Genomic DNA, 12,917 nt, shown 5'->3' with positions numbered 1-12,917 from the left:
AGGTGATACTGCCTTGTCCGGGGTGTGGTGCCAATGTGTCGAGGGGCTCGGTTACCCCTGGTTACGCCGTGCGGGCGCTCCCGCGGTCACTTCACCAGCTTGTCGGGACCCTCGGTGACGACCTCGCCGATGACGATGACGGCCGGCGGACGGACCTCCTCCGCCTTGACGGTCTCGGCGACCGTCGCGAGCGTGGCGTCCACCCGGCGCTGGGTCGCCGTGGTGCCCTCCTGGACCAGGGCCAGCGGGGTGTCGGGGCTCTTGCCGTGCGCGATCAGCGCCTCGGCGATCTTCCCGATCTTGTCGACGCCCATGAGGATGACGAGGGTGCCGGTGAGCTTCGCGAGCGAGGCCCAGTCGACGAGCGAGCGCGGGTCGTCGGGAGCGACGTGGCCGCTGACCACCGTGAACTCGTGCGCCACGCCCCGGTGGGTGACCGGGATGCCGGCCGCGCCGGGGACCGAGATGGAGCTGGAGATGCCCGGGACGACCGTGCAGGAGATGCCCTCGACGGCGAGGGCCTGCGCCTCCTCCATGCCCCGGCCGAAGACGAACGGGTCGCCGCCCTTGAGGCGGACGACGGACTTGCCGGCCTTCGCGTGCTCGATGAGCGCGTTGTTGATGGCCTCCTGGGCCATGAACCGGCCGTACGGGATCTTCGCCGCGTCGATCACCTCGACGTGCGGGGGCAGTTCGTCGAGGAGGTCGCGGGGGCCGAGCCGGTCGGCGATGACCACGTCGGCCTCGGCGAGCAGCCGGCGGCCGCGCACCGTGATGAGGTCCGGGTCGCCGGGGCCGCCGCCGACGAGCGCGACGAACGGGGCCCGGGTGCGGTGCACGGGTGCGGCGATCGAACCGTCCCGGAGGCCCTCGACGATCGCGTCGCGCACGGAGGCGGAACGCCGGGGGTCGTGGCCGGTGAGCACGGCGACGGTGACGCCCGCGTCGCGGCCGGTGGCCGGGGTCCAGGCGGTGGCCGCCTCGGCGTCGTCGGCGCGCACGCACCAGGTGCGGGTCCGCTCGGCCTCGGCCGAGGCCGCGGCGTTGGCGGTCGCGTCGGTGGTGGCCACCAGCACGTACCAGGTGTCGGCGAGGTCGCCGTCCTCGTAGCGTCGCTTGATCCAAGTGATCTCGCCGGTTTCCGCCATCACGTCCACGGACGGGGTCGCCGACGGGGAGATGAGCGTGATGTCGGCGCCCGCCGCGATCAGCGCGGGGAGGCGGCGCTGGGCGACCTGGCCGCCACCGAGGACGACGACGCGGCGGCCTGCGAGGCGCAGTCCGACGGGGTAGGCGGGGTGCTCGGCGGTTTCGGCCATGGGTGAGCGGCTCCTCGGAGAGCGTGGCGGTGCGGGCGAGGGGGCCGCTGCGGCGATGAAGCGGCTCGTGCACAGTCACGATATCTGTGACCTGGGGTTTGCAAGGTGTGACGGATGTCCCGCCGGCGGTCCCGGACGTGGGCGCCGCTCCGGGACCACGTCCGGGACCGCGTGATCTACGGCGCCTGTCGGCTCTCGGAACGCAGAGGCGCGGCATGCGCGCCACAGATCACGCTTTGCGTCCCGAACGCGGTCCCCGCGCGCCTCCCACTCGCCTGAGTGGGTGGGAGACGCGCCGGACCGTGCTACTTCTCGGTGACGCCCGCCGAGTCGAACGTGGCGACCTCGTGCATCGCGCGGGCCGCGCTCTGCACCAGGGGGAGGGCCAGGAGCGCTCCGGTGCCCTCGCCGAGGCGGAGGTCGAGGTCGACCAGGGGGCGGAGGCCCAGCTTGTTGAGGGCTGCCACGTGGCCGGGCTCGGCGCTGCGGTGGCCGGCGATGCAGGCCGCGAGCGACTCGGGCGCGATGGCCCGGGCCACGAGCGCGGCCGCGCCGGTGGAGACGCCGTCCAGGATGACCGGGGTGCGCAGCGAGGCGGCGCCCAGGATCAGGCCGACGAGGGCCGCGTGCTCCAGGCCGCCGATCGCCGAGAGGACGCCGATGGGGTCCGCCGGGTCCGGCTTGTGCAGGTCGAGGGCGCGGCGCACCACGTCGACCTTGCGGGCGTGCGTCTCGTCGTTGATGCCGGTGCCGCGGCCGGTGACCTCGGCGGCGTCGACGCCGGTGTAGACCGAGATGAGCGCGGCGGACGCGGTGGTGTTCGCGATGCCCATCTCGCCGGTGAGGATCGCCTTGTTGCCCGCCGCGACCAGGTCGCGGGCGGTCTCGATGCCGACCTCGATCGCGGCCAGCACCTCCTCGCGGGTCATCGCGAGACCGGTGGTGAAGTCGCCGGTGCCCGGGCGGACCTTGCGGGGCAGCAGTCCGGGGGTCGCCGGGAGTTCGGAGGCCACGCCGACGTCGATGACGCAGACCTCGGCGCCGACCTGGTTCGCGAAGGCGTTGCAGACCGCTCCCCCACCGAGGAAGTTGGCGACCATCTGGCCGGTCACCTCCTGCGGCCAGGGGGTGACTCCCTGGGCGTGGACGCCGTGGTCGCCGGCGAAGATCGCGACGGCGGCGGGCTCCGGGATCGGCGGCGGGCAGACCCGGGAGAGTCCGGAGAGCTGGGCGGAGATGATCTCCAGCATGCCGAGCGCGCCGGCCGGCTTGGTCATCCGCTTCTGCCGCTCCCAGGCCTCGCCGAGCGCCTTGGCGTCCAGCGGGCGGATGTTGGCGACGGTCTCCTGGAGCAGGTCGTGCGGCTCCTCGCCGGGCAGGGCGCGGCGGCCGTACGTCTCCTCGTGGACGACCCAGGCCAGCGGGCGGCGCTTGGACCAGCCCGCCTGGGCCAGCTCGGGCTCGTCCGGGAACTCGTCGACGTATCCCACGCAGAGGTACGCGACGACTTCGAGGTGCTCGGGGAGGCCGAGGGCACGGACCATCTCGCGCTCGTCGAAGAAGCTGACCCAGCCGACGCCGAGGCCTTCGGCGCGGGCGGCGAGCCAGAGGTTCTCGACGGCGAGCGCCGAGGAGTACGGGGCCATCTGCGGCTGCGTGTAGCGGCCGAGGGTGTGGCGGCCGCCCCGGGTGGGGTCGGCGGTCACGACGATGTTGACCGGGGTGTCGAGGATGGCCTCGATCTTCAGTTCCTTGAACTGCTTCGCCCGGGCCTTCGGCAGCGACTTGGCGTAGGCCTCGCGCTGACGCTGGGCCAGTTCGTGCATCGTCTGCCGGGTCTCCGCGGAGCGGATGACGACGAAGTCCCAGGGCTGCGAGTGGCCGACGCTGGGCGCCGTGTGGGCGGCCTCCAGGACGCGGAGCAGCACCTCGTGCGGGATCGGGTCGGAACGGAAGCCGTTGCGGATGTCGCGGCGCTCACGCATGACGCGCAGGACGGCCTCGCGCTCGGCGTCGGCGTAGCCGGGGGCGGGGGCGCCCGGCGCCTCCTCGGCGGCGGGGTCCGCGTCCTCGTCGGCGACGGCGACGGCGACGGCCTCGGGGTCGGCGACCGCGACCGCTTCGGGGTTCACGGGGGCGTCGAGGGCCTCAGGGGCCTCAGGGGCTTCCGCCGGGGCTGCGACGGTCTGGTCCGCTTCCGCGGCCACAGCCACGGCCTCGACCTCGGCCGGCTCGGCGACCTCGGCCTCCGGAAGCTCGGTGACCTCGGCCGGCGCCGCCTCGTCGACGGGCGCGGCGGGCTGCTCGGCGACCGCGGCCGTCTCGGGGGCGGCCTCCGGCTCCGGGGCCTGCTCGGGAAGGATCTCCGGCGCGGTCTCGGCGACGGCGGGGGTCTCGTCGGCGACCGCTTCGGCGGCGGCCTCCTCCGGAGCCTGCTCCGCCGGGGCCTCCGCCGCGGCGACGGCTTCGGCGGTGGGCTCCGTGACGGACTCGGCGACGGCCTCGGTCGGCTGCTCCGGGACGGCGACGGGCTCGGGCTGCGCCTCCGGCGCCTGCTCGGCCTCCGGCGCGGGGGTGCCTGCCTCGGGCTCGACGGCGTCCACCGGCGCGGGGGCGGGAGCCTCGGCGACGGGCTCGCCCTCGCGCGGCGCGGGCACGGTGGCCTGGGCGTCGACGACGGCCACGGGGGCCTCGTCCGGGGTCTCCGCGACGGCCTCGGGGGCGGGTTCCACGACGGCCTCGGGAGCGGGCTCCACGACGACGGGCGCGGGGACCTCGGCCTGCTCGGCCGCCGGGGACGGCTCCTGCGCCTCCGCGACCGCCTCGACGACCGCCTCCGCGACCGTCTCCACGACCGCCTCGGGTGCCGGGACCGGGGCCAGGTGCGGGGCCGTCGGAACGGTGCCCTCGACCTGCACGAACTGGCCCGTCGGCGGGACGACCGTTTCTGCGGGGAAGGCGGCCGGGGGCGCCGCGGCCTCCTGCGGCTGCGCGGCCCACGGCTCGGCGCCCTGCGGGGCCAGCTGCTGGTCCTGCGGGATGTCGAAGTACTCGGGGCCGGTGGTGGGCGGTCCCGGGTTCCGTACGGGGACGGGCGCGGGCTCGGTGGCCACGACCGGGACGGCCTGCGGGGCCGGGGCGGGCGCGGCGGCCGGGCCGCGGTCGGCCAGCGAGAGCACCACGCCGCCGGTCGCGTCGGGCACGGGCGGGCCCATGTGCAGCGGGCGGCGGGCGGGCGGCGGGGCCGGGGCGGTGCCGGGCGGCGGCATGCGGACGCCGCCGAGGTCGACGGAGCCGGTGTCGCGGCCCGCGGCCTCGTGCGCGCCGGTGTCGAGGATGCCGGGCTCGTAGCCGTGGTCGGTGACGACCTGCTCGTACGGCGCGGCGGGGACGCCGTGCGCCGGGGTGCCCGCGGCGTGGCCGAGCGGCACGCCCTGCGGCGGGGTCTGGCCCTGCGGGGCGGTCAGCACGTCGGCGAGGGCGACCGAGTCGGGGAGCGGGCCCGTGAGCGGGTCCGGCAGGGGGCCGGTGAGCGGGTCGCCCAGCGGGGCGGCCGGCTGCGGCACGCCCTGGTGCGGCGCCGCCTGGTTCGGGACCACGGGGACCGCCTGCGCCGGGGCCGGCACGGCGACCGGCGGCGCGGGCACGAAGCCCGGCGGGTGCTCGCTCCAGGCGCCCTGGGCGCCCGGCATCAGCAGTACGTCGTCGTCCTCGGTGGTGTGCTCGGAGGGGTCCAGGAAGGTGTACGCGCCCGGTGCGGGGATGCCCGGCTGCTCGACCATGCCTGCGTTCTCCGGCAGTCCCTCGCCCGGGACCTGGCCGGTGTCCGTCATGCGTACCCCTCGCCCATCGGTTGTGCTCCTTCAGACCTGCGCCCGTCGAGAACAACGAGCGCGCGCGCCGCGCGGCACGAAGGACACGCGGACACCCACTCATTGTCGCGGTCCTCTGCCATCGTGGCAGGAAGATCCGCCACGGTGCGCTGTGGACTGCGCCACGTCGCGCGGTCCCCCCTTGCCCCGCAGCACATCAGTGGCACAAAGCAGCCACCAATTCAGGACATTGACGCACAGAGTGTCGAACGTCCAGGCGCGGTACAACAATCGGCCAGCCTACCCTGCCCCGGGCGGGCGGCCGGGTCACGGGTGGGATCGCCCGACGTGGCTAGGGCGAGCCGGGTCTGCGGCCGGACAGGAGGAACACGACCGAACGCTCGCGTTCCGACCAGTCGGAGGGGTCGAGGCCGACGGTCTGGAGGAGGAGGCTCTCGACGGCGTAGCCGCCGTCGGCGAGGGCGGCGCCGACGGCCTCGGCCTCGTCGCGGGTGGAGGCGTGGGCGACGATCCGTTCCGGGCGCCGGTCGGCGCAGGCCGTGACGACGGGGACACCGCCTCCGGCGACCCGTACGACATCGGGTTCGGGCAGGCTCTCGAGGACGTGCGGGGCACGGCCGCGGACGGCCTGGAGGAGGACGCCGTGGCGGCGGGCGGCCGCCTCGGTGCGGGCGCAGGCGTCCGGGTCGGTGTCCACGGCGATGACGGCGGCGCCGAAGCGGGCCGCCTCGACGGCGAAGGCGCCGCCCGCGCAGCCGATGTCCCAGACGAGGTCGCCGACGCGGGGGCCGAGCCGGGCCAGTTGCGCGGCGCGCAGGGCGGGGTCCTCGCCCGCCGTGGTGCGCGCCCCGCCGGGTGCGGCGGCGTCGGGGGCCGGGCCGGCCGCGGGGCTCGCGGGCCCGTACCCCTGGGGGGCGTACTCCTCGATGGGCAGCCCCCAGCCTCGTACGGGCCGGGCGGCCGGGTCCTGGCCCGTCAGCCAGGCGCCGCCGGGAGGGACGGCGCCGGTGCCGCCGCCGATGACGAGGACGACGTTGGGGTCGCGCCACACGTGGTCGGCGGCCTTGTCGGAGGTGAGGACGGAAACCTGTTCGCGGTCGGTGCCGAGCTCCTCGCAGACGACGAAGGTGCGGTGGACGCCGTCGAGGAGGAGGGCGAGTTCGGCCGGTCCCGCGCCGGGCGAGGTGAGGACGGCGACCTTGGGGTGGGCGCGGCAGACGTTCACGGCGCGCCGCAGGGTGCGCTGGTGGGCGACGACGACGCGGGCGTCCTCCCAGGGCATGCCGGCCCGCGCGAAGGCGGCGGCGACGGCGGAGACGGCGGGGACGACCTCGATCTCCAGGCCGTACTCGGGGGCGCGCAGGGTGCGGACCACGCCGAAGAAGCCGGGGTCGCCGTCGGCGAGGACGACGGCGGTGCCGCGGTGTCCCGCGATGCGGCGGGCGGCGAGGTCGACGCTGCCGAGGCGGATGCGTTCGGCGTCGGGCGGGACCTCGGGCAGCGCCAGGTGGTGGGCGGCGCCGGCCACGAGGGTGGCGGCGGAGAGAGCGGACCGGGCCGCCGCGGTGAGGGGCGACCCGTCCCAGCCGATCACCGTGACGCGGTCCGCCATCGTCGTCGCTCTCCTGTGGTGTCGTCGCAGGTCGGGGGCGTGCCGAGCGTACCCCGGGATCGCCCCGGGGGCTCAGTTCCAGTCGGTGTACGAGGAGTACCCGGCCTCGGCCATCTGGTCGGCGACGCCGTCGAGGTCCTCGGGGAGGAGGCCCCAGACGATGAAGTCGGTGCGCAGGTCGGTCCAGCTGCCGTCCTCGGTGCGGGTGCGGGCTATGCAGGCGTTGCGCAGGACGCCCTCGCTGATGCAGCCGATCTTCTGGGCGACCTGCTGGGAGGCGGTGTTGTCGGCCGCGGTGCGCAGCTCGATCCGTTCGAACCCCTGGTCGCCGAAGAGCCACTGGGCGGTGGCGAGCGCGGCTTCGGAGGCGTATCCCTCGCCGCGGGCCCAGGGGCCGATGATGTAGGACATCTCGGTGGAGCGGACCCGCCAGTTCGTGCTGCCCAGCTGGACGACTCCCACCAGACGCTGGGTCAGGAACTCGGTGACGGCGAGGTCGAGGCCCCGGCCGGCGGCGCGTTCGGCGGGGGCGTACTCGGCGATCCAGTGGCGCGCGGCGGCCTCGGTGAAGGGCTGGGGCACGGCCGTCCAGGCGGCGACCATCTCGTCGTTCATCATCTCGGCGAGGGCGGGGGCGTCCGCCTCCTCGAGCGCGCGCAGCACCAACCGGTCCGTGTTGATGGAGATGTCCGGAAAGGTGGTAGTCATGCGCAGCTCCATGCCGTGGACCGTCCGAATCGACCGTGAACGCACAGCATGCAGCATGCGACCGTCGGTGCGCATGGCCGGGTGGGGTGTCGGGAGGGGGCATGGCGAAGGCCCCGCGCACCGGACGGGATGCGGGGGCCTTCTGCACAAGGACTGTACGGGGGACCGGGCCTGACGGCCCCTCGGACGGCGGGCCCGGGCGCGGACCTTACTTGACGGCGCCGAAGGCCGGGATGACCGAGCCCTTGTAGGTGTCCTCGATGTACTTCTTCACCTCGGGCGAGTTGAGGAGCTCGGCGAGCTTCTGCACGCGGGCGTCCTTCTCGTTGCCCTCCTTGACGGCGAGGAAGTTGGCGTACGGGTTGCCGTCGGCCTTCTCCAGGACGAGGGCGTCCTTCGCCGGCTGGAGCTTGGCCTCGATGGCGTAGTTGCCGTTGATGACGGCGGCGTCCACGTCGTTCAGGGCGCGGGGCACGGTGGCGGCCTCCAGTTCCTTGAACTCCAGGCCCTTCTTGTCGGTGATGTCGGAGAGCTTGGCGTTGGTGCCGACGCCCGGCTTGACGGTGATCAGGCCGTTCTCGGCGAGCAGCTGGAGCGCGCGGCCGCCGTTGGTGGTGTCGTTCGGCACGGCGATGGTCTGGCCGGGCTTGATGTCCTTCACCGACTTGAGGCTCTTGGAGTAGAGGCCCAGCGGCTCCAGGTGGACGTTGACCACCGGGACGATGTGGGTGTTGTTCTTCTTGTTGAAGTCGTCGAGGTACGGCTTGTGCTGGAAGAAGTTGGCGTCGACCTGGCCGGACTCGGTGGCGGTGTTCGGCAGGACGTAGTCCGTGAACTCCTTCACCTCCAGCTTCAGGCCGGCCTTCGCGGCCAGGTTGTCCTTGACGTAGTCGAGGATGTCGGCGTGCGGCGTCGGGGACGCCGCGACGACGAGCGGCTTGTCGGCGGCGCCGGCCGAGTCCTTGGCGGAGGACGGGTCCGAGGAGGTGCCGCAGGCGGTGAGGCCGAGGGCGAGGGCGGCGGTGGCGGCGATACCGGCGGTGAGCTTGATGTTCTTACGCACGAAGAGTGCCTCTTTCCGGTGGTGCGGTGGACGCCTGGACAACAAGTCCGGGCTTGTTTCTTCGAAGGACGAAGTCTGGGTGGCCGGGGAGCCGTTACGCGGTGCGGCCCCGGCGGGCGAGGAGTCGGACGACTCCGTCGCCGATGAGCTGGACGACGGTCACGATCAGGACCAGGACGACGACGGTGACCAGCATGAAAGTGGTGTCGAAGCGCTGGTACCCGTAGGTGACCGCCTTGGAGCCGAGGCCTTCGCCGCCGACGGCGCCGGCCATCGCCGAGTAGCCGATGAGGACGATCACGGTGGTGGTGACGCCCGAGATCAGCGAGGGCAGGGCCTGCGGGAGCAGCACCTTGCGGACGATGGTGGGGATGCCGCCGCCCATGGCCTGGACTGCCTCGACGAGCCCGTGGTCGACCTCGCGGATGGAGGTCTCGACGAGGCGGGCGAAGAAGGGGATGGCGCCGATGGCGAGCGGCACGATCATCGCGGTCGGGCCGATGAAGGTGCCGACGACGAAGGTGGTGAAGGGGATCAGGGCGATCAGCAGGATGATGAAGGGCAGCGAACGCCCGATGTTCACGATCGCACCGACGACCTTGTTCACCGGCCGGTTCTGCAGCAGTCCGCCCTTGTCCGTGAGGACGAGGAGGATGCCGAGCGGCAGGCCGCCGAGCACGGTGACGACGGTGGCCCACAGGACCATGTAGAGCGTGTCGACGGTGCCCTGTTCGAGGAGGGGCTGCATCTCCGACCAGGTCACTTGGCACCTTCCTTGACCAGTACGGGCACGGTGCCCGGCTGCTGTGCGTCCTCTTCGACGAGCTCGACCTGGAGGCCCTGCTCGCGCAGGAAGCCGACCGGGACGACGTTGTCCTCGTACCGTCCGGGGAGCTCGATCCGCATCCGGCCGATCTGCTTGCCGCCGACGGTGTCCATCGCCGCCCCGAGGATCGAGATGTCGATGTTGTACGTGCGGGAGAGCTGGGAGATGACCGGCTGGGTCGCGGCCTCGCCGTGGAAGGTGACGTCGACGACGGTGCGGTCGGGGCCGGTGGCGGCACCGCCGACCGGGAAGAGCTCGGCGGCCAGCTGGGAGCCGGGGGTGGCGAGCAGTTCGCCGACGGTGCCGGACTCGACGATGCGGCCGTGCTGCATGAGCGCGGCGGAGTCGCAGATCGTCTTGACGACGTCCATCTCGTGCGTGATGAGCAGGACGGTGAGGCCGAGCTGCCGGTTGAGGTCGCGCAGGAGCTGGAGGATGGAGCGGGTGGTCTCCGGGTCGAGGGCGCTGGTGGCCTCGTCGGAGAGGAGGACCTTCGGTTCGCCGGCGAGGGCGCGGGCGATGCCGACGCGCTGCTTCTGGCCGCCGGAGAGCTGGCCCGGGTAGGCCTTGGCCTTGTCGGCGAGGCCGACGAGGTCGAGGAGTTCGAGGGCGCGGCGGGAGCGCTCGGCGCCTGAGACGCCGAGGATCTCCAGGGGGAGCTCGATGTTGTCCTTGACGGTGCGGGAGGACAGCAGGTTGAAGTGCTGGAAGACCATGCCGATGCTGCTGCGCGCCCGGCGCAGGTCCTTGCCCGCGCGGCGGCCCTTGCCGGCGAGCGCGGTGAGGTCGAGGCCGTCGACGGTCACGGTGCCGGAGGTGGGGCGCTCCAGGAGGTTGACGCAGCGGATGAGCGAGGACTTTCCGGCGCCGCTCTGGCCGATCACGCCGAACACCTCGCCCTCGCGGACGTGGAGGTCGACGCCGTCCAGAGCGGTGACCTGTCGGCCGCGCGACTCGTAGACCTTGGTCAGGCCCGAAGTGGTGATCACAGGGGTTTCCGTCACTGTCGAGTGCGCGGCGCGGGGTCCGCCGGGCACGGGGCATTCATGGTTCGGACAGTCAGGCGCACGGAGGCCGGCCCGGCGGGTGGCCGGGAGGCGGCGGGGGTGCGCTGGGGCGGGCACGGTCCACCGCCGGAAGGCGGGAGGATCGGCACGGCCGTCGGGTCTCGCTTCGGGGCGTGAGACTCAGGCGGGGGCCCTCAGAAGGCGCACATTCGACACATACAACGAGCACCGGGCGTCGTGGTCGCCTCGGTCGCAAGGGTGCGGCTGCTCGTCGTGGTCATGTCTGCAAGTAAAACATGCGCAGCTGCGAACACCAGGGGCTTGTCCGAATAGCGGACATGGTTGAGATGCCATGCGGACACCGGGGCGGCGCCTTCCGTTCGCGGTTTCCTTGCGTGGCCTGCGCGGACGGCCCTGCGGCCGGGCACCGGAGACCGCGGCGCGCGGCGCGTCCGGGGCGCCGGTTGTGGCCAAGGCCACGCACGGGCGGGTACGGCGGGGAGGGGCGAGCGCGTCGGGCCATTCGGACCGTAATACCCTCGGGCGCATGCTTGACGCCCTGACGGTCGCGGTCTCCGCGGCCGCGCTCGCCCTCGCCGCCTGGTGCGGCTTCGCCGCCTTCCGTGACCAGTCGACCAAGGACTGGCACTTCATCGGCATGGCCGTGGTGACGTTCCTGGTCCTGGTCCAGCTGGTCGTCGGCATCGTGCAGTCGGTGCGCGGCGAGAAGGCCGAGGAGGGGACGACCATCTTCGTCGCCTATCTCCTCGGCGCGCTGTGCGCGGTGCCGATCGCCGGGTTCATGTCCCTCGCGGAGCGCAGCCGGTGGGGTTCGGCGACGGTGGCGGCCGGCGCGGTCGTCCTGGCCGTGCTCGAAGTGCGTCTCTACGACATCTGGACGGTGGGCTGACCATGACCGCGACACAGGAGAAGGCGGCGCGGAGCCCGAGGAACCGACTCGTCTCGGGCCCGGGCATCCTGCTCGTCTGGCTGTACGGCGTGATGTCGGTCGGCGCGGTCTCCCGCTCGATCTACCAGATCGCCACCGAGTTCGACCGGGCGCCGCTCGCGTACGGCCTGTCGGCCGTGGCGGCCGTCGTCTACGTGTTCATCACGTACACGCTGGTGCGGGGCGGGGAGAAGGCCCGCAGGGCGGCGCTGGTGTGCTGCGCCGCCGAGCTCGCGGGCGTCGTGATCGTCGGGACCTGGACGCTCGTCGACCCGTCCGCCTTCCCGGACGCGACGGTCTGGTCCGACTTCGGGTACGGCTACCTCTTCATCCCGGTGCTGCTGCCGCTGACCGGCATCTGGTGGCTGCGCAGGACCCGCGCGGCGGCGGACGCCTGAGTCAGGCGGCCTTCTCCAGGGTCACCAGGGTGAGCTTGGGGCCGAGCTCGCGGGTGGCGACCTGCGCGTACCCCTTGCTGCGGTAGAGCCTGAGGTTGCCCTCGCTGCGGTGGCCGGTGAAGAGCTGGAAGCGCTTTGCGGGCGGTACGGGGAGCTGCTCGGCGCCGGACGCGAAGTGGCGCTCGATGCCGTCGAGGAGCCGGCCGCCGAGACCGTGCCGCCGCATGCGGGGGTGCACGATGAGCTTGGCGATCCGTACCGTGCCGTCCTCGTCGATGCGGGCCCGTACCGATGCGACGATCTCGTCGCCGAGCCGGGCCACGAGACCGTGTCCCTCCCGGAGTTCGGAGCGCAGGGCGTCGAGCGACTGGGTGAGCGGTTCGATGGACCAGTCCCCGTAGAGCTCCGCCTCGCTCTGGTAGCAGAGGTACTGCAGCTTCAGGATGTGCTCCGCGTCCTGCTCGTCCGCTGCTGAGATGGTCACACTCAGGCCCATGTGTGCACGCCTCCCGCTCATCTGTCGATCATCGGTTTACCGCACCCTTCCCCGTCGACCGGGGGCGGGAACCTCTGCAGCCAGCATTCTGCGCAGGCATCCCAGGCAACGGGAACGCATCGGCCCCAGACTCCCCTGTGAGATACCCAACTCTCCTGCGATTTCCCGGTAGGTGTGGTCCTCCGGGTCGAGCATCGCCGTGAGCACCCGGGGGCAGCGTCCTGGGGTGCGGGTGACGGCGGCCCGGAGGGTGCGGCGGCCTTCGGCGGCCATCAGGGAGTGCTCCGGGGATCCGTGGGGCTCGGCGCCGCCCGGCTCGTGTACGGGCTCCTCCCGGTAGGGGCGCTCCCGGTCGGTGGTCCTGCGGGCGCGGCGGGCCTCCGCGCGGACGGCCCTGCGGAGCCATTCGGCGGGCCGCTCGGGGGCGGTGCCGGTCTCCTGGAGCCGCTCCAGGAGCCGCAGCCAGACGGCCTGCTCCAGGTCCCCCGGCTCGACTCCGGCGGCCGGCGCCTCGGCGTCCGACTCGGCGGCGAGCAACGGGGCGAGCGCGGCGAGGAGTCCGGGCGCGGCATCGGACGCGGGCGCGGCATCGGACGCGGTCCCGAAGCCGGCCACGTACGCGGCCGCGGCCGCGGTGCGGGGTGCCGGCGCGGGCACGGGCGCCGGGGTGGTGGGGAGCGCGGGCGCGGTGGGGGTGATGGTCATG

At 73.4% G+C, this 12,917-nt stretch carries 11 protein-coding genes; 2 read left to right on the top strand and 9 right to left on the bottom strand.

All coding sequences use genetic code 11. The features are described 5' to 3' along the window. Positions 1–86: 86 nt before the first annotated feature. The 7 genes from cobA to OO54_RS24140 form a co-directional block, all read right to left on the bottom strand. The gene (gene cobA / locus OO54_RS24170; RefSeq protein WP_033206475.1) at positions 87–1,319 is read right to left on the bottom strand and encodes a uroporphyrinogen-III C-methyltransferase; all 1,233 of its coding nucleotides are present in this window, start codon (positions 1,317–1,319) and stop codon (positions 87–89) included. A 305-nt stretch (positions 1,320–1,624) separates the two neighbouring features. After that, the gene (gene cobT, locus OO54_RS24165; RefSeq protein ID WP_033206473.1) at positions 1,625–5,152 is read right to left on the bottom strand and encodes a nicotinate-nucleotide--dimethylbenzimidazole phosphoribosyltransferase; all 3,528 of its coding nucleotides are present in this window, start codon (positions 5,150–5,152) and stop codon (positions 1,625–1,627) included. A gap of 331 nt (positions 5,153–5,483) precedes the next feature. Continuing rightward, positions 5,484–6,764: a precorrin-6y C5,15-methyltransferase (decarboxylating) subunit CbiE gene (gene cbiE / locus OO54_RS24160; RefSeq protein ID WP_033206472.1), complete on the bottom strand. Its 1,281-nt coding sequence runs from the start codon at positions 6,762–6,764 to the stop codon at positions 5,484–5,486. Positions 6,765–6,836: 72 nt separating this feature from the next. Then, entirely contained in the window at positions 6,837–7,472 is a 636-nt protein-coding gene (locus OO54_RS24155) for a GNAT family N-acetyltransferase (RefSeq protein WP_033206468.1), read from the bottom strand. A gap of 208 nt (positions 7,473–7,680) precedes the next feature. Continuing rightward, positions 7,681–8,535, bottom strand: coding sequence for a MetQ/NlpA family ABC transporter substrate-binding protein (locus OO54_RS24150; RefSeq protein ID WP_033206466.1), 855 nt, complete (start codon positions 8,533–8,535; stop codon positions 7,681–7,683). A 94-nt stretch (positions 8,536–8,629) separates the two neighbouring features. Further along, complete coding sequence (locus OO54_RS24145) at positions 8,630–9,298, bottom strand: methionine ABC transporter permease (protein ID WP_015032362.1); 669 nt, start codon at positions 9,296–9,298, stop codon at positions 8,630–8,632. Then, positions 9,295–10,350: a methionine ABC transporter ATP-binding protein gene (locus OO54_RS24140; protein WP_033206461.1), complete on the bottom strand. Its 1,056-nt coding sequence runs from the start codon at positions 10,348–10,350 to the stop codon at positions 9,295–9,297. The genes OO54_RS24145 and OO54_RS24140 overlap by 4 nt, the downstream gene beginning before the upstream one ends. A 565-nt stretch (positions 10,351–10,915) precedes the next feature. On the opposite strand from OO54_RS24140, the gene OO54_RS24135 reads away from it, so the two are divergent. Both OO54_RS24135 and OO54_RS24130 read left to right on the top strand, forming a co-directional pair. Beyond that, positions 10,916–11,278: a hypothetical protein gene (locus OO54_RS24135; protein ID WP_033206458.1), complete on the top strand. Its 363-nt coding sequence runs from the start codon at positions 10,916–10,918 to the stop codon at positions 11,276–11,278. Between the two features lie 2 nt (positions 11,279–11,280). After that, entirely contained in the window at positions 11,281–11,715 is a 435-nt protein-coding gene (locus tag OO54_RS24130) for a hypothetical protein (RefSeq protein WP_033206456.1), read from the top strand. A 1-nt stretch (position 11,716) separates the two neighbouring features. Here the strand turns inward: OO54_RS24130 and OO54_RS24125 are convergent, their stop codons facing one another. Continuing rightward, entirely contained in the window at positions 11,717–12,211 is a 495-nt protein-coding gene (locus OO54_RS24125) for a GNAT family N-acetyltransferase (protein WP_033206453.1), read from the bottom strand. Between the two features lie 36 nt (positions 12,212–12,247). Next, on the bottom strand, positions 12,248–12,916 hold the full coding sequence (locus tag OO54_RS24120) for a sigma-70 RNA polymerase sigma factor region 4 domain-containing protein (RefSeq protein ID WP_078905321.1): 669 nt from the start codon (positions 12,914–12,916) through the stop codon (positions 12,248–12,250). Between the last annotated feature and the right edge of the window lies 1 nt (position 12,917).

This window comes from Streptomyces wedmorensis, from assembly GCF_000716445.1.
In the GTDB taxonomy this organism is placed as follows: Bacteria; Actinomycetota; Actinomycetes; order Streptomycetales; family Streptomycetaceae; genus Streptomyces; species Streptomyces wedmorensis.
The sequence above is the reverse complement of the archived record's forward strand: the minus strand, read 5'-3'. Positions and strand labels throughout refer to the sequence as shown.